Origin of the sequence: Salinilacustrithrix flava (assembly GCF_041228405.1) — a bacterium.
In the GTDB taxonomy this organism is placed as follows: Bacteria; Actinomycetota; Acidimicrobiia; order Acidimicrobiales; family Salinilacustritrichaceae; genus Salinilacustrithrix; species Salinilacustrithrix flava.
Genome location: NZ_CP133888.1, coordinates 1,653,689 through 1,668,989 on the forward strand (window position 1 = coordinate 1,653,689; position 15,301 = coordinate 1,668,989).

Genomic DNA, 15,301 nt, shown 5'->3' on the forward strand with positions numbered 1-15,301 from the left:
CCCCAGTCCTACCCCTGCGGGCAGGCCGTCACCCGTCGCCATGGGCGCCCTCGACCCGCTCGTAGAGCATCCGCAGGGGCGCAGCCGTGGCCCCGTGGACGACGGTGCTGGCCGCCACGACCAGGGCAGCGACGGGCCACACCACCTCGGCCGCCGCGTGCTCCTCGTGGGCGAGGGTGGCGAAGAACAGGGCGGCGGCACCCATCGGGCCGAACCACCCGTAGAACGCCGCGCTCGACCAGCGCAGGCCGAGCAGCGGTCGCATCGCCAGCACCACGGGCAGCCGGCGCAGCAGCAGCACGCCGGCCGTGAAGGTCATGACCGGCCAGCCGAGGTCCCGCCACGCATCCCAGGGCAGCAGCACCCCGAGCAGCAGGAACAGGGGCAGGACGAGCACGCGGTTGATCCCCTCGTCGACCTCGCGCTCCTGCTCGTAGATCGACGTGCCGACCTGGCGGTTGTAGGCGAGCCCGGCGACGTACACGGCCAGGATGCCGTCGCCGTGGGCCAGGTTCACCACCCCGAGCACCGCGACGGCCAGCACGAGGGTGAACACGAAGAAGGCCGAGTCCTCGATGTCGCGGGCCTCGTCCAGGCGCCGGAAGCACTCGCCGGCAGCCGTGCCGAGCGCGGCGCCGAGGACGATCGCGATGGCGACGGCGAGGACGCCCTCGATCGCGAAGCGCTCGACGCCGTCGTCGAGGACGAGCACCGTGCCGGCGACCACCAGGGGGAGGGCGAGGCCGTCGTTGATGCCCGACTCGACGGACAGCAGACCGCGGACGCGATGCGGGAGCGCGCGGGTGGCGGGGTCGCCGGTGACGACGCTGGACGAGAGCACCGGGTCGGTGGGGGCGAGCACGCCGCCGAGCAGCACCGAAGCACCGAGCCCCACCCCGAGCACCGCCCAGGCGAGACCGGCCACGATCGACGCCATCGCCACCATCCCGACCGTCACCATCCACCCCACCGGCCCGAGCAGCTCGCGCACGTCGGACCACGGGAAGCGCAGCGCGACGGCCATCAGCGCCACGGCCACCACGACCTCGCTGACCGCGTGCAGGACCGGCGGCCCCTCGTCGAACGCGGCCAGCGCCAGCACCTCGGGGCCGAGCACGACGCCCAGCACGAGGGCGAGCAGCGGCGCCGTGACCGGCAGGTACCGGATCAGCCGGGACGCGAACACCACGGCGACGCCGAGGCCGCCGATCGCCACCAGCGCGAGATCGAGGTCCACGTCGGGCGCACTACCCGGGTAGGGACGGCGCCATGTCTGCCGACACCGCACCCGTGGTCCTCTTCGACGTCGACGGGACCCTGACCGACACCAACTACCTCCACACGCTGGCGTGGCGCCGGGCGTTCCTCGACAACGGCCACGACGTGGCGTCGTGGCGGATCCACCGGCTCATCGGCGCGTCGGGCACCAAGCTGATGGAGGACTGCATCGGTCGGGAGGACGAGGACGTGAAGTCGGCGTGGCGCTCGCACTTCGAGGAGCTCGCGCCCGAGGTGCAGGCCTTCCCCGGCGCGCGGGACCTGATCCGCACCGTGCAGGACCGCGGTGGCAGGGCGGTGCTGGCCACGTCCTCGCCGGAGGACCTGGTCGCCCACCACCTGCGCGCCCTCGACCTCGACGAGTCCGGCGTCGACGGCATCACGACCGACACCGACGTGGCGCACGCCAAGCCGGCGCCGGACGTGTTCCTCACCGCGCTGGCCAAGGCCGACGGCGCGGCGTCACGGGCAGTCGTCATCGGCGACACGGGCTGGGATCTGCAGGCGGCCAAGGCCGCGGGCATCGGGGCCCTCGCCGTCCGCACCGGCGGGTGGGGCCACGACGAGCTGGTGCAGGCCGGCGCCGTGGAGGTGCACGACGACGTCGGCACGCTCTGCCGGGACGTGGAGACCTCGGCCCTGGGAGATCTGCTGCGCGGCGCCTGAGGGCGCAGTGCGCGACCGCCGCACGATTGGCAGGATGTGCCCCCACAGAAGCCGATCCAGGGGGAACATGCGATGTCGACCATCGCCAGCACAGCCGACGTCATCCGCACGCACGCGAAGGAACGGGGCGACAAGGTCGCGATCGTCCAGGACGAGCACCGCCAGACGTGGAGCGAGCTCGACCGTCGCTCCAACCGCGTGGCCAACGCCCTCGCGGCGGCTGGGGTCGGCCCGGAGGACCGCGTCGCGTTCATCGACAAGAACGGCTACGAGTACTTCGAGGTGTTCTTCGGCTGCGCCAAGCTGAACGCGGTCACGGTCAACGTCAACTGGCGCCTGGCCCCGCCCGAGGTGGCCTGGATCGTGAACGACGCCGAGGCCAAGGTGTTCTTCTTCGGCCAGGAGTTCGCCGACACCGTCGCCGCCATCCGCGACGACCTGACCTCGACCACGACGTTCGTGTGCCTGGGTGAGGACGACCGGTTCGAGTCCTACGAGACCTGGATGGGCGACGACGACAGCGACCCGGGGGTGCAGCCCACCGGCTCCGACGTGGCCTTCCAGCTCTACTCGTCGGGGACGACGGGGCTGCCCAAGGGCGTGATGCTGTCCAACGACAACCTGTTCGCGCTGCTGCCCGACGCCAGCGAGCAGTGGGGCTTCAGCGAGGCGATGGTGAGCATGGTCGCCATGCCGCTGTTCCACATCGGCGGTTCGGGCTGGGCCATGGCCGGCATGTTCAACGGGGGCACGTCGGTCATCGTCCGTGAGATCGATCCCGCCGCGATCATCGACGTCATCGGCAAGGAGCGCATCACGCACGCGTTCCTCGTGCCGGCGGTGTTCCAGTTCATGCTGATGATGCCCAACGTGCACGACGGCGACTACTCGAGCCTGGAGATGCTCGTGTACGGCGCCTCGCCGATCACCGAGGAGGTGCTGGCCGGCTCGGTCAAGACCTTCGGCTGCAAGTTCGCCCAGGCCTACGGCCTCACCGAGACCACCGGTGCCATCGTGACGCTGCCGCCCGAGGACCACGACGTCGACGGCCCCAACCGGCACCGCCTCCGCTCGGCCGGCAAGCCCAACGGCAACGTCGAGATGAAGATCGTCGACCCGGACACCTTCGAGGAGGTGCCCACCGGCGAGGTCGGCGAGATCATCACCCGCTCCGACCAGAACATGGTCGGGTACTGGAGGAACCCCGAGGGCACCGAGGCCGCCTACGTCGACGGGGACTGGTTCCGCACCGGTGACATCGGGTACTTCGACGACGACGGCTACCTGTACATCCACGACCGCGTGAAGGACATGATCGTGTCCGGCGGCGAGAACGTGTACCCCGCCGAGGTCGAGAACGCCCTCATGAAGCACCCCGGCGTCGCCGACGTGGCCGTCATCGGCGTGCCCGACGAGAAGTGGGGTGAGGTCGGCAAGGCCCTGGTCGTCAAGGCCGAGGGCCAGGACCCGGAGCCGGAGGAGATCATCGCCTTCGCCCGCGAGCAGCTGGCCGGGTTCAAGGTGCCCAAGTCGGTGGACTTCATCGCCGAGATCCCCCGCAACCCCACCGGCAAGATGCTCAAGAAGGACCTGCGCGCCCCGTACTGGGAGGGCCGCGAGCGCAACGTGAACTGAACGGGCGCCACCCCATCCAGACGCGACGCGGCCCGGGGCACCCGCCCCGGGCCGCTCCCGCGCTCGGCGTCAGCCGGAGTCAGCCGATCTCGGGGGTGGGCAGCTCCTGGTTCGCCAGCATCGCCTTCTGGGCTCGCACGTTGGTGCGCCGCTTCCAGAACTTCTGCTTCCAGTGCCGGTACTCACGTCCAGGCCGTCCGTTGGAGCCGCTGACCTCACCCCGCTCGGTGTCGAGTCGGGTGTGCACCGGTCGCGGAGGCACGATCTCCTCGCCGGACTCGAGGTCGGCGTGGGCGAGCAGCTCGTGGGTGCGGTGGCGGGCCTTGCGGTTGGCCGCCTTGCGCTCCTCCTTCGGCGGAGCCGGGTGCGTGGCACCGGGGGCGGCTTCCTTGTGCGAACGGTGACGGTTGGACATGGCACTCCTCGTCAGTTCGGGGTCCCACCCATCCGGTGGGTCCGGGACCAGACCGTACGAAACGCATGTTACGGACTGGTGACGGATCCTGGTTTCGGGACCTTGGGCCCTCCACTACCGTGCCTTCGTGCTCGACCTGCGCCGCATCCGGTCCGAACCCGACGCCATCCGCGCCGGGCTGTCCCGGCGCGGCGCCGACCTGGCCCTGCTCGACCGGGTCCTCGAGCTCGACGAGCGGGCCCGGGCGGTGGGCGCCGAGGTCGACGACCTGCGCAACCAGGTCAAGACCGTGTCCAAGGAGATCGGCGAGCTGTTCAAGGCCGGCCAGCGCGACGAGGCCGAGGCCCGCAAGGCCGAGTCCAAGCGCCTCGGCGACCGGGAGAAGGAGCTGGCGGCCGCGGCCGACGGGCTCCAGGCCGACATCCGGGACGCGCTGCTGCGCATCCCCAACGTCCCGAGCGACGACGCTCCCGACGGGGCCAGCGAGGCCGACAACGTCGTGCTGCGCACCCACGGGCCCGGCCCCGACACCTTCGCCGACCACCAGCGGGTGCCGCACTGGGACATCGGCACCGAGCTCGGCATCATCGACGGCGAGCGGGCCGTGAAGATCAGCGGGTCCATGTTCACCATGTACCGGGGCTGGGGTGCCCGGCTGCTGCGCGCCATGATCGGCCACAGCCTCGACGCCAGCGCGGATCCGGCCAACGGCGCCGTGTGGGAGGAGATCCGCCCGCCGACGCTGGTCAAGACCGACACCATGATCGGCACCGGGCACCTGCCCAAGTTCGAGGACGAGGCGTACCACGTCGAGCGAGACGACCTCTGGACGATCCCCACCGCCGAGGTCCCGCTCACGTCGATGGCCGCCGACGAGGTCCTCGACTGGGACACGCTGCCGGTGCGCTTCACCGCCTACACGTCGTGCTTCCGGCGCGAGGCCGGCGCGGCCGGCCGCGACACCCGGGGTCTGCTGCGCAGCCATGAGTTCGACAAGGTCGAGCTCATGGGCTACGCCGACGGCGCCGAGCAGGCCATCGCCCTGCAGGAGGAGATCCTCGCCCGCAGCGAGCAGATCCTCCAGGACTTCGGGCTCAGCTACCGGATCCTCGACCTGTGCGCCGGCGACCTCGGCGGCTCGGCCGCCCGCACGTGGGACATCGAGGCCTACGCCCCGGGCGTGGGCGAGTGGCTCGAGGTCTCCTCGGTCAGCTGGTTCGCCGACTACCAGGCCCGCCGGGCCAACGTGCGCTGGAAGCGGGCGGGCGAGAAGGGCACCCAGGTGTGCCACACCGTGAACGGCTCGGCCATGGGCTGGCCCCGCACCGTCGCCGCGCTGCTCGAGACCCACCGCCAGCCCGACGGCAGCGTCGCCATCCCCGAGGTGCTCCAGCCCCGCCTCGGTGGCGCCACCCACATCCCCGCCGCCTGACTACGGTCCGACCCGTGACCGAGCTCGGGGAGCTGCTCTGGACGCCGTCGCCCGAGCGGGTGGCCGCCACCAACATGGCCCGCTTCGCCGAGCGGCTCGGCTGCGACGGCTACGAGGCGCTCCACGACCTGTCGGTCTCGGAGCCGGACCGGTTCTGGCCGGCCGTGTGGGACGAGTGCGGCCTGGTCGGTGACCCCGGCTCGACCGTGCTCGACCCCGGTGCGTCGATGCCCGAGGCCCGGTTCTTCCCCGATGCCCGGCTCAGCGTCGTCGAGCACGTGCTGCGGCGCACCGGGAGCGAGCCGGCGGTCATCGCCGAGTCCGAGACCGGCAGCCGCTCCATGTCGTGGGACCACCTCGCCATCGAGGTCGGGGCCATGGCCGCGGCCCTCGCCGAGGTCGGCGTCGGCGAGGGCGACCGGGTCGCGGCGTGGCTTCCCAACGGCATCGAGGCCGTCGTGGCGATGCTCGGCGCGGCCGCGCTCGGCGCCGTCTTCTCCTCGACCAGCCCGGACTTCGGTGCGGCCGGCGTGCTCGACCGCTTCGGCCAGATCGAGCCGGTGGTCCTGTTCGCCGTCGACGGCTACGACTACGGCGGCGTCCACCACGACCGGCGCGACGTGCGGGCCGAGATCGAGGCCGGGCTGCCGACGCTGCGGCGCACGGTCGTCCTCGGGCACGACTGGGCCTCGTTCCTCGAACCCCATCGCGGCACGCCCGCCCCCCTCGTCCGGCGCAGCTTCGACCACCCCTGGTACGTCCTGTACTCGAGCGGCACCACCGGCACGCCGAAGTGCATCGTGCACGCCACCGGCCGCGTGCTGCTCCAGCACGCCAAGGAGCACCAGCTCCACACCGACCTGTCCGCAGGGGACCGCCTGCTCTACGTCACGACGTGCGGGTGGATGATGTGGAACTGGCTGGTCTCGGCCCTGGCCTCCGGCGTCACGATCGTCACCGTCGACGGCAATGTGGCCCACCCGGGTCCGTCGCGGCTGTGGGACCTGGTCGACCGCCACGGCGTGGACGTGCTCGGCGTCGGCGCCAAGTACCTCGACGCGCTGGCCCACCAGGGGTACGCGCCCGCTGAGCACCACGACCTGTCCTCGCTGCGCACGCTGGCCTCCACCGGCTCGCCGCTCAGCCCGGAGCGCTTCGCCTGGGTGCACGAGCACGTGAAGGCCGACGTGCACCTCGCCTCGATCAGCGGCGGCACCGACCTGTGCGCCTGCTTCGTGCTGGGCGACCCGACCTCATCGGTGCACGCCGGGGAGATCCAGCGTCCCGGCCTCGGCATGGCTGTCGACGTGTGGTCCGAGGCCGGCGAGCCGCTCGGCCCCGGTCAGCGTGGCGAGCTGGTCTGCACCCGGCCGTTCCCGAGCCAGCCCCTCGGGTTCTGGGGTGACGACGACGGCAGCCGGTACCGGGCGGCGTACTACGACCGCTACCCCGACGCCGGCGACGGGTACGGCGTCTGGCACCACGGGGACTTCGCCAGCTGGACCGAGCACGGTGGCGTGGTCATCCACGGCCGCAGCGACACCACCCTGAACCCCGGCGGCATCCGCATCGGCACCGCCGAGATCTACCGCGCGGTCGAGGGCCTGCCCGGCATCGCCGAGTCGCTGGTCTTCGGCGAGGAGGTCACCGACGACGACGGCGGGACCGACGTGCGCATCGTGCTGCTGGTCGTCCTCGATGCCGGGGTCGAGCTCGACGACGAGCTGCGGGCGCGCATCGCCGGCACCGTGCGGTCGAGCTGCTCACCCCGCCACGTGCCCCGCCGCATCGTGGCCGTCGCCGACCTGCCCCGGACCCGGTCCGGGAAGCTGGTCGAGCTGGCCGTGGCCGATGCGGTCAACGGGCGCGAGGTGCGCAACACCGAGGCGCTGCTCGACCCCGACGTGCTCTGGGCCGTGCGAGACGCCGTCACCGATCGCTGACCGGTCCGGTCCGCTCGGGGCCCGGGCGCGGCAGGGCCCCCGACCGAATGGGAGGACGGTCGGGGGCCTTCGGAGCAGAGGGAACGGGCGGCCCTACGACTCCGCAGCAGCGACCGCAGCCTCGAGGGATGCGAGCGCCTGCTGGCCGCGACTGGTGGTCTCGGCGGTGATTCGGCAGTGCTTGTCGTGATCGCCGTGGCTGGCCGCCACCGCGGAGGTCTCGGCCAGCATCTTGGCGGTGGCGCCCAGCAGCGCCTGGGTGCCCTGCACCGTGGGGCCGGTGCGGGACAGGACCTTGATGAGGGCGGTGGCCACGTCGGCGGCATCGAGGCAGGCCCGGATGCACTCGGTCTTGTCGGCGACGTCGGGCTCGGACAGGCAGGCGTCAGCGCAGGAGGTGGTGGCGCTGACGACGTCGTGCATGGCGTCGATGGCGAGGGCGAGGGCGGCGTGGTCGACACCTCGCTCGTCGGAGCGGGCTTCGAGCATCTGCGCGGCGACGTTCATGGCAGCGTCCGTGCCCCAAGTGGTGCGTCGTCAGAACCTGCCGGCGGCCGGGCCGCTGCGCCGCGGTAGACAGAGGACGTGGATCCCGAGGTGCTCGCCCGCCGCCGTCGTGAGTACGAGGCCCAGGGCTTCGACGTGGCCGACGCCGACCCCGACCCGCTCGTGCAGTTCCACCGCTGGTTCGACGCCGTCGACGAGCCGATGGACGAACCCCACGCCATGGTGCTGGCAACGGTCCGCCCCGACGGCACGCCCTCAGCCCGCACCGTGCTGCTGCGCGGCGTCGACGAGCGGGGCCTGGGCTTCTTCACCAACTACGAGAGCGCCAAGGCCGATGCGATCGAGGCCCAGCCCGTGGTCGAGTGCCTGTTCCTGTGGCTGCCGGTCCACCGCCAGGTGCGGGTGCGGGGCCGGGCCGAGAAGGTCTCGGTCGAGGAGTCCGACGCGTACTTCGCCAGCCGGCCGCGTGGCTCCCAGCTCGGCGCATGGGCGTCGCCGCAGTCCCAGGTCGTCGCCGGGCGCGAGGAGCTGGATCGCTACCTGGCCGCCGCCGAGGAGCGCTTCACCGGCGACGTGCCCCGCCCCCCGCACTGGGGTGGCTACCGCGTGGTGCCCGACGGGTGGGAGTTCTGGCAGGGACGTCCGGGCCGGCTCCACGACCGGGTGCGCTACCGGCGCGAGGCCGGCGCCTGGGTCAGGGAGCGCCTGGCGCCCTGATCGCGTCGATGGCGGCGACGAGGCCGTCGACCAGACGCTCGGTGTGCGGGGTGGGGAAGCCGCCGTCCCAGCTGTTCCAGAACGGGCCGTTGCCGCGGACCCGCGGCGGCAGCTCGATCTGGACGCCCTGCTCCCGGGGCAGGTTCACCGGGTTGTGGGGGTGCACGCCGCGCAGCTCCTGCGGGATGTCGTCGAGATCGTCGATGACCTCGTAGCCGGGCAGGGTCCGTCGCAGCGACGCGGCGACCAGGCCGGCGAGGCCGCGGTTGCCGCCCCCGAGGAGCACGGAGCGGAACATCGAGCGGCGGCCGAAGCCGTGGAGGGTGATCACGACGTCGACGTGATGGACGAACGCGGCGAGGCGCTCGGAGTGCTCCGGCCGGAACCGCTTGGACGGCAGGTGGTGGCGCATGCCCTCGGGCTGGCGGACCGCGTAGAGGGAGGCGCCGGTGCGCTCGGCGACGAGGTCGGCGATCTGGTCGGTGCCGACCTCGAGGTCGCCGCCGTGGTACGCCATCACCCCGACGCGCGAGCCGAGCACCAGGTCCTCGACGACCCCGTCGGCCGCCAGGAGCGAGCGGAGGTCGTTCAGGGCTGGCGCCGCAGGCTCGTGACCAGGACCGAGATCGACACCATGGCGGCGATGGCGGCGAGCAGGTAGAGGCCGAGGCGGGTGGCGCCGACGTCGGAGACGAACCGGGTGGCGTCGGCCGACCACTGCTCGACCCGGTCCACCGGGCCGGCGCCGGTGCCGGGGTCGCTGCGGACGCGCAGCGAGAAGACGCCGTACCAGGCCACGTACAGGCCCATGACCACCATGAGCACCGCGGCCGCCCGGTTGGCGTGGCGCATGCCCGAGCGCAGGACGCGGACCACCGAGTCGCGGGCCAGGGCGATGGCGACGGTGAGGGCGGTGATGACCAGCCCCATGCCGGCCGCGTAGGTGACGAGCACGGCGACCCCGGAGACGAAGTCGGTGCGGCTGAAGGCGTTGACGATGTTGGCGATGAAGATGCCGATGGTGCAGGTGAGCGAGGCGATGGCGTAGGAGACGCCGTAGAGGAACATCGATCCGAGCCCACCCGAGCGGCCGCCCCGGTCGAGGACCGGCACCCGGACCTTCAGCTCCTTGCCGGCGACCATCGCCACGCCGAGGATCGCCAGGCCGACGCCGATGACGATGGTGGCCCACGGCGCGTACTCCTGGACCGTCGAGCTGATCGGGCGCAGGGCGATGCCGACGACGCCGAAGACCACGACGAAGCCGAGCGACACGGCGAGGGCCACCGGGATGGCCCGGGCCACGGACTCGCCCCGGCTGGGGACCCGGTCGCCCTCGTGGCCGAGGAAGAACGTGACGTAGGCCGGGAGCATGGCGAACCCGCACGGGTTCACCGCCGCCACCATGCCGGAGGCCAGCGCCAGGGCGAGCGGCGCGTCGATCACCCCACCGTCACCCCGAGCTCGGACTCGAGCAGGTCGCGGAGCTGGTCGGCGTCGAGGGCCCCGGAGTGGACCGAGACGACCTCGCCGTCGGCATCGACGAACATCGTGGAGGGCATCTGGGTCACCTGGGCGGCGTTGGCCACGTCGCCCTTGGGGTCCCGGGCCCAGCGGTACGTGACCCCGGTGTCCTCGACGATGCGGGTCGCGTCGTCGGTGCGGTCCTGGATGGCGACGCCGATGAACTCGACCTCGCCGGCGGCCTGCTGGGACACGGCCTCGAAGTCGGGCATCTCGGCGATGCACGGCGGGCACCAGGAGGCGAAGAAGTTGACGACCGTGGGGCCGTCGAGGACCTCGGCGAGGGCGACCTCGGTGTCGTCGGGCCAGGTGACGGGGATGTCGAGGGGCTCCCCGGTGGCGACGTCCTCGGCCGGGGTGAGCTCGAGGGAGTCCTGCGGAGCGTCGTCGGGCCCGGCGCTGACGTCGCCGTCGTCGTCACCGCCACCGAGGACGGCGATGACCAGGAGCGCGGCGAGGGCGGCGAGGACGGTGGCGGCCACGACGGCCTGCCACGGGAGGCGGGAGCGGGAGAGCGGGGTCATGCTGGGCAAGCCGCGACGGTACTGCCGCCCTCGTCGCCGGTCACAGCGCCGACGGGCCGCCAAACGGGCACCGTGACCGGCGGGGGAGGTTGGGCCGCGGGCGGACCGGAGCTCGATGAGCCGTTGCTCCGGTCCGCCGTCCCTGCGGCGGGGGGTTCGATCGGTGACGCCCGATCAGGCGGTGCGGAGCTCCACGAGATCCTGGAGCGCCGCGGGGACCTCGACGTGGACGAACTCGTCCTCGGGGCGAGGGTTCTTGGGCGGCCGACCCCGGCGCCGCTTGGACGCCAGGACCTTGCCGTTGCTGAAGAGCTGGCCGCCCCAGACGCCGAGGGGCTCCTTGCGGGCGAGGGCGCCCTCGAGGCACCGCTCGAGCACGGGGCACTCGGCGCAGATCCGCTTGGCGGCGGCGATGTCCAGCAGCTCCTCGGAGAAGAACAGATGGGCCTGGGTCCCACCGTCGACCGCACATGCGGCCTCGGACCAGAACGAGGTGTCGACCTCGAGGGCGACGTCCAGGACGCCGTCCCGGGGACTGATCTCGACGAGCTGTTCGGGTTGAGCGAGCATCGCCCGCTCCCTTCTCTTGCTGGGTGGATGGAGTCGGTGGGTGGGATGGATGTCTGGTGCGGCGGGGCCGGAAGGTGGCCCGAGAAAGCGAAAGGCCGTCGGGATGTTCCCGACGGCCTCTGCGGTCCTAGCTGCCTGACCAGTGGGTCAGGTGGTGGAACACAGAGGCCTTCGATCGTGGAACGCCGGCACGGTCATGGAGAGGCGCGAGGTGGCGAGCCAGGTACCGAAGATGCCGTTGCCGATGACGACCTTCTCGGTCATGCCATAGGCGGGCGCACCGGTGCAGACGGGTGCCAGCGCGAGCACGGCGGTCTTCGGGCGCGGTGCGACGACGGAGGCGGCGGTCTGCATCAGGTGCAGGAGGGTCGTCTTCATCGTGTTCACCTCGCTCCGGTGCTGCGGTGGGCAGGTCCGAGGCCGGACGGGGAGAGCCCCCTGTCACAGCCGTGCCCGTCATGGCATCACAACGCCAGGACCTGGTCAATCGAATTATCGAAGAAGTCGGCGGCGTTCCGGCAACATGCTCCGATGGCCCCCGCCGGAACGGATGACCCCCTCGCCATCGACCCGCCCCCGGAGGGCCGCATCACCGGTCACCGCCGGCGGGTCCAGCTGGCCGACGGGTCCCCGAAGGGACGCCTGCGGCTCGACGCCGCGGCCCGGATGCTGCAGGACGTGAGCGACGAGGACACCACCGATGCCGGCTTCCCGCTGAGCGAGCCGTGGGTGGTGCGCCGGGTCGAGATGCTGATCACGGAGTTCCCCGTGTTCCGCCAGCACGTGGACGTCAGCACGTGGTGCTCGGGCATCGGCGCCCGGTGGGCCGAGCGTCGCGTGCGGGTGGAGGTGGTCGAGGGCCCGGGCCTCGTGGAGGCGGCGGCGCTGTGGGTGCACCTCGGCGCGCAGGGGCGTCCGACCCGCCTGCCCGACAGCTTCGAATCGCTCTACGCCACCGCGGCGCGAGGTCGGAAGGTCCGGGCCCGGCTGCACCACGAGCCGCGGCCGCCGGAGGGGAGCGAGGCCTGGCCGTTCCCGCTGCGCTTCACCGACTTCGACATGATGGACCACGTCAACAACGCGGTCTCGTGGGAGCCGGTGGAGCAGGCCCTGGCCGAGCGTCCCCACCTGCGAGCCCCGCTGCGGGTGTCGGTGGAGCACCCCGCCCCGATCGAGGCGGGCAGCGAACCGCAGGTGGCGGTGGCCGACGCCGACGGCGGCTTCGACCTGTGGGTGCTGGTCGACGGCGTGGCCTGCTCGACCGCCCGGGTGCGGAGCGCCTGATCGTCCTCGCGGCCCGGATCGTTCTGGCAGTGCGGGTGTAGCGCCGGCGTCAGGCCGGTTCGACGAGCTGGAAGTGCAGGTCCTCGTCCACCCGGCGGCTGACCATCTCGCCGGCCCGGCGGAGGTGCTCGAGGTGGGCGTAGGTCTCGGACTCGGCCATCGGGCCCCACGACCGCTGCTTGAACAGGTGCTTGGACAGCTCGACCACGCTGGCCTCGCCGAGCGAGCGGGCGGCCTCGCGCAGGGTCTCGAGGCGCTCGTGGTGGTGGTCGCGGATCGCGTTGCAGCGACCGGTGAGGTCCTCGAAGGGGTGGCCGTGCGCGGGGAGGGCGAGGGTGGCGCCCTGCAGCTCGGCCATGCGGTCGAGGCTGGTGAAGAACTCGTCGAGCGGGTCGTGGCCGGCGTGGAGCCCGGAGATGTGCGGCGTGATCGTGGGCAGCACGTGGTCGCCGGTGAGCACCACGCCGTCGTCGGCGGAGAAGAGGCAGAGGTGGTCCTCGGTGTGGCCGGGCGTGTGCACCGCCTGCCACTCGCGACCGGCGAAGGTGAGGATGTTGCCGTCGTCGACCCGACGGCTCGGCTCGGGGGCCCGCATCCAGCGCCGGCCGAGGGTGCGGCCCAGGCGGTAGCCGAGGCGGCGCCTCATCGGCGGTCGGAACTGCCCCGACCGCCACGGCATCTCCTTCTGCCACGGCGAGGTCGACCGCTGGTCGGCGACCGCGTGCTCGACGTCGTCGTCGCTGATCTCGTCGGGGCCGGCGTCGTCACCCTCCTCGGGGTCGAGCCACGTGCGGAAGGCGCGGTGGGTGACCACCTCGGCACCGACCCGGTGGCGCAGGATGCCGGCACCGCCGAAGTGGTCGGGGTGGCTGTGGGTCACGATGACGGTGTGGACGTCCTTGACCCCGTAGCCGGCCTGGCGCAGTCGGTCGGAGAGCGCGTCCCACGACGCCTTGCCGGGCAGGCCGGGATCGACCACGGCCACGCCCCGGTCGTCGCACAGGGCGTAGGTGTTGACGTGGCCGAGGCCGGGCAGCGAGATGGGCAGCTGCATCCGCAGGATGTCCGGCGCCACCTCGGTGACCTCGGTCGACGCGGGCTGGCGCTCCTGGCGTTCGACGGTCGTCCCCATGGCGTCGCACCATACTTGACCGTTCGGTCAATTGGGCTGGGGGCGGGGTGGGGATGAGCGCAGTGGACGTGGTGCTCGTGGTCGTCCGGCTGGCGATCGGCGTCTGGCTCCTGTGGTCGCTGCCGCGGCTCGGCCGGCTCGGTTCGTTCGACCTGGACCGGGTCACGGTCGTGGTGCCGGCCCGCAACGAGGCCGCCCAGCTGCCACGGCTCCTGCGCTCGCTGTCGGGGACCCGCGCCGAGGTCGTCGTCGTGGACGACGACTCCACCGACGGCACCCCCAGCGTCGCCTCGTCGCACGGGGCGACCGTCGTGTCCTCGTCACCGCTGCCGGACGGCTGGGGTGGCAAGGCCTGGGCGTGCGAGGTCGGCGCCAAGGCCGCCACCGGCGACGTGGTCGTCTTCGTCGACGCCGACGTGCGCTTCGCGCCGGGCGCGCTCGGCCGGGTCGTCGCCGCCCTCGACGAGCGCGGCGGGCTGGTGAGCGTGCAGCCCTTCCACGTGCCCGGGTCGCCGGTGGAGCACCTGGCGGCGCTCTTCAACGTCGTCGCGATCGCGGCGACCGACGTGGCCAGCCCGACCGGTCGGCGGGCCGGGGCGCGCGGCGCGTTCGGGCCGGTGCTCGCCTGCCGGCGAGCGGACCACGAGCGCGTCGGCGGCCACGCCGTCGTCGGCGGACGGGTGAACGACGACGTCGCCCTGGCCGAGGCGTTCGAGGCCCACGACCTGCCGGTCACCGTCCTGGCCGGCGGCGACGACGTGGCGTTCCGGATGTACCCGCTCGGCCTCGGCCAGCTGGTCGAGGGCTTCACCAAGAACCTGGCCGCCGGCGTCGGCGCGGCGCGGCGCAGCACCGCGCTGCTGGTCGTGGCCTGGCTCACGTTGCTGGTGCAGGCGAGCGTCGCACCGGTCCGCGCCCTCCTCGGCTCGGCCGACCCGCTCGTCGCCGGCGCTCTCTACGCGGTGGTCGCCGCGCAGGTGTGGTGGATGGCCCGGCGCGTCGGCCGGTTCGGCCCGGTCACCGCGCTGGCGTTCCCGCTGCTGCTCGTCACGTTCCTGGCCGTGTTCGCCCGATCGGTGGTGGCGACCGCCCGCGGCTCGGTCAGCTGGCGGGGGCGTCGGCTGACGACGCGTCGGTCCCGCCGTCCTTGAACAGGGCCTCGCGGTAGTAGCGCAGCTCCTCGATGGACTCCCGGATGTCGTCCAGGGCCCGGTGCGAGCCGGCCTTCGTCGGGGCGCCCTGGAGCAGCGAGGGCATCCAGCGCTTCGCCAGCTCCTTGATGGTGGAGACGTCGACGCTGCGGTAGTGGAGGTGGTCCTCGATCTCGGGCAGGTACCGGGCGAGGAAGCGCCGGTCGGTGCCGATGGAGTTCCCGCACAGCGGCACCGAGCGCGCCGCCGGGATGTGCTCCTGCAGGAAGGCCAGGGTCTGGGCGCCGGCGTCGGCGAGGCTCAGCTCCGAGCTGCGGATCCTCTCCAGCAGGCCCGATTCGGTGTGCATGCGCACGACGACGTCGTCCATGAGGGCCAGCTGCTCCTCCGTGGCGTGGACGATGAGGTCGGGGCCCTCGGCGACGATCTGGAGGTCGTCGTCGGTGATGATCGTGGCGATCTCCACGATCACGTGCCGCTCCGGTTCCAGTCCGGTCATCTCCAGGTCCATCCAGGCCAACAT

17 protein-coding genes are annotated in these 15,301 nt (G+C 72.5%); 7 read left to right on the plus strand and 10 right to left on the minus strand.

Annotated features, from left to right (window positions below; translation table 11 throughout):
- Window positions 1-28 precede the first annotated feature (28 nt).
- Window positions 29-1,237, minus strand: coding sequence for a cation:proton antiporter (locus RGQ06_RS08200; protein WP_432427056.1), 1,209 nt, complete (start codon window positions 1,235-1,237; stop codon window positions 29-31).
- Between the two features lie 32 nt (window positions 1,238-1,269).
- Between RGQ06_RS08200 and RGQ06_RS08205 the strand changes: the two genes are divergently transcribed.
- Window positions 1,270-1,944: an HAD family hydrolase gene (locus tag RGQ06_RS08205; RefSeq protein ID WP_432427055.1), complete on the plus strand. Its 675-nt coding sequence runs from the start codon at window positions 1,270-1,272 to the stop codon at window positions 1,942-1,944.
- 72 nt (window positions 1,945-2,016) lie between these two features.
- On the plus strand, window positions 2,017-3,579 hold the full coding sequence (locus tag RGQ06_RS08210) for a fatty acid--CoA ligase (RefSeq protein ID WP_432427054.1): 1,563 nt from the start codon (window positions 2,017-2,019) through the stop codon (window positions 3,577-3,579).
- A gap of 79 nt (window positions 3,580-3,658) precedes the next feature.
- On the opposite strand, the gene RGQ06_RS08215 is transcribed toward RGQ06_RS08210, so the two are convergent.
- The gene (locus RGQ06_RS08215) at window positions 3,659-3,994 is read right to left on the minus strand and encodes a hypothetical protein (RefSeq protein WP_432427053.1); all 336 of its coding nucleotides are present in this window, start codon (window positions 3,992-3,994) and stop codon (window positions 3,659-3,661) included.
- A gap of 127 nt (window positions 3,995-4,121) precedes the next feature.
- On the opposite strand from RGQ06_RS08215, the gene serS reads away from it, so the two are divergent.
- Together serS and RGQ06_RS08225 are read left to right on the plus strand one after the other, a co-directional pair.
- Window positions 4,122-5,426, plus strand: a complete 1,305-nt coding sequence (gene serS / locus RGQ06_RS08220) for a serine--tRNA ligase (protein WP_432427052.1) — start codon at window positions 4,122-4,124, stop codon at window positions 5,424-5,426.
- Between the two features lie 14 nt (window positions 5,427-5,440).
- Window positions 5,441-7,369: an acetoacetate--CoA ligase gene (locus RGQ06_RS08225; RefSeq protein ID WP_432427051.1), complete on the plus strand. Its 1,929-nt coding sequence runs from the start codon at window positions 5,441-5,443 to the stop codon at window positions 7,367-7,369.
- A 93-nt stretch (window positions 7,370-7,462) separates the two neighbouring features.
- Here the strand turns inward: RGQ06_RS08225 and RGQ06_RS08230 are convergent, their stop codons facing one another.
- On the minus strand, window positions 7,463-7,876 hold the full coding sequence (locus RGQ06_RS08230; protein WP_432427050.1) for a four-helix bundle copper-binding protein: 414 nt from the start codon (window positions 7,874-7,876) through the stop codon (window positions 7,463-7,465).
- Between the two features lie 78 nt (window positions 7,877-7,954).
- On the opposite strand from RGQ06_RS08230, the gene pdxH reads away from it, so the two are divergent.
- Window positions 7,955-8,593 (plus strand): pyridoxamine 5'-phosphate oxidase, encoded by a 639-nt coding sequence (gene pdxH, locus RGQ06_RS08235; protein ID WP_432427049.1) that lies wholly within the window; start codon window positions 7,955-7,957, stop codon window positions 8,591-8,593.
- Here pdxH and RGQ06_RS08240 read toward each other — a convergent pair.
- From RGQ06_RS08240 to RGQ06_RS08260, 5 genes are all read right to left on the minus strand, one after another.
- A complete protein-coding gene (locus RGQ06_RS08240) occupies window positions 8,571-9,134 on the minus strand; it encodes a poly-gamma-glutamate hydrolase family protein (RefSeq protein WP_432427048.1) in 564 nt (187 codons plus the stop codon). The genes pdxH and RGQ06_RS08240 overlap by 23 nt on opposite strands.
- Window positions 9,135-9,181: 47 nt before the next feature.
- Complete coding sequence (locus RGQ06_RS08245) at window positions 9,182-10,039, minus strand: cytochrome c biogenesis CcdA family protein (protein WP_432427047.1); 858 nt, start codon at window positions 10,037-10,039, stop codon at window positions 9,182-9,184.
- Complete coding sequence (locus tag RGQ06_RS08250) at window positions 10,036-10,641, minus strand: TlpA family protein disulfide reductase (RefSeq protein ID WP_432427706.1); 606 nt, start codon at window positions 10,639-10,641, stop codon at window positions 10,036-10,038. The genes RGQ06_RS08245 and RGQ06_RS08250 overlap by 4 nt, the downstream gene beginning before the upstream one ends.
- Window positions 10,642-10,815: 174 nt before the next feature.
- Window positions 10,816-11,211 carry a WhiB family transcriptional regulator gene (locus tag RGQ06_RS08255; RefSeq protein ID WP_432427046.1) on the minus strand — a complete coding sequence of 132 codons (396 nt, stop codon included), beginning with the start codon at window positions 11,209-11,211 and terminating at the stop codon, window positions 10,816-10,818.
- A gap of 147 nt (window positions 11,212-11,358) precedes the next feature.
- On the minus strand, window positions 11,359-11,589 hold the full coding sequence (locus RGQ06_RS08260) for a hypothetical protein (RefSeq protein WP_432427045.1): 231 nt from the start codon (window positions 11,587-11,589) through the stop codon (window positions 11,359-11,361).
- Window positions 11,590-11,742: 153 nt separating this feature from the next.
- Between RGQ06_RS08260 and RGQ06_RS08265 the strand changes: the two genes are divergently transcribed.
- On the plus strand, window positions 11,743-12,495 hold the full coding sequence (locus RGQ06_RS08265; RefSeq protein WP_432427044.1) for an acyl-[acyl-carrier-protein] thioesterase: 753 nt from the start codon (window positions 11,743-11,745) through the stop codon (window positions 12,493-12,495).
- A 49-nt stretch (window positions 12,496-12,544) separates the two neighbouring features.
- Here RGQ06_RS08265 and RGQ06_RS08270 read toward each other — a convergent pair whose 3' ends face one another.
- Window positions 12,545-13,627, minus strand: coding sequence for an MBL fold metallo-hydrolase (locus tag RGQ06_RS08270; RefSeq protein ID WP_432427043.1), 1,083 nt, complete (start codon window positions 13,625-13,627; stop codon window positions 12,545-12,547).
- Window positions 13,628-13,680: 53 nt separating this feature from the next.
- Between RGQ06_RS08270 and RGQ06_RS08275 the strand changes: the two genes are divergently transcribed.
- On the plus strand, window positions 13,681-14,778 hold the full coding sequence (locus RGQ06_RS08275) for a glycosyltransferase (RefSeq protein ID WP_432427042.1): 1,098 nt from the start codon (window positions 13,681-13,683) through the stop codon (window positions 14,776-14,778).
- Here RGQ06_RS08275 and orn read toward each other — a convergent pair.
- Window positions 14,729-15,301: an oligoribonuclease gene (orn, locus tag RGQ06_RS08280; RefSeq protein WP_432427041.1), complete on the minus strand. Its 573-nt coding sequence runs from the start codon at window positions 15,299-15,301 to the stop codon at window positions 14,729-14,731. The genes RGQ06_RS08275 and orn overlap by 50 nt on opposite strands.

Excerpts from the sequence above, each read along its gene's own strand:
- RGQ06_RS08250 (WP_432427706.1), bottom strand. The coding sequence starts at position 10,641 with ATGACCCCGCTCTCCCGCTCCCGCCTCCCGTGGCAGGCCGTCGTGGCC.
- RGQ06_RS08230 (WP_432427050.1), bottom strand. The coding sequence starts at position 7,876 with ATGAACGTCGCCGCGCAGATGCTCGAAGCCCGCTCCGACGAGCGAGGT.
- RGQ06_RS08275 (WP_432427042.1), top strand. The coding sequence starts at position 13,681 with ATGAGCGCAGTGGACGTGGTGCTCGTGGTCGTCCGGCTGGCGATCGGC.
- RGQ06_RS08265 (WP_432427044.1), top strand. The coding sequence starts at position 11,743 with ATGGCCCCCGCCGGAACGGATGACCCCCTCGCCATCGACCCGCCCCCG.
- RGQ06_RS08255 (WP_432427046.1), bottom strand. The coding sequence starts at position 11,211 with ATGCTCGCTCAACCCGAACAGCTCGTCGAGATCAGTCCCCGGGACGGC.
- RGQ06_RS08270 (WP_432427043.1), bottom strand. The coding sequence starts at position 13,627 with ATGGGGACGACCGTCGAACGCCAGGAGCGCCAGCCCGCGTCGACCGAG.
- RGQ06_RS08205 (WP_432427055.1), top strand. The coding sequence starts at position 1,270 with ATGTCTGCCGACACCGCACCCGTGGTCCTCTTCGACGTCGACGGGACC.
- RGQ06_RS08260 (WP_432427045.1), bottom strand. The coding sequence starts at position 11,589 with ATGAAGACGACCCTCCTGCACCTGATGCAGACCGCCGCCTCCGTCGTC.
- orn (WP_432427041.1), bottom strand. The coding sequence starts at position 15,301 with ATGTTGGCCTGGATGGACCTGGAGATGACCGGACTGGAACCGGAGCGG.
- RGQ06_RS08215 (WP_432427053.1), bottom strand. The coding sequence starts at position 3,994 with ATGTCCAACCGTCACCGTTCGCACAAGGAAGCCGCCCCCGGTGCCACG.
- RGQ06_RS08210 (WP_432427054.1), top strand. The coding sequence starts at position 2,017 with ATGTCGACCATCGCCAGCACAGCCGACGTCATCCGCACGCACGCGAAG.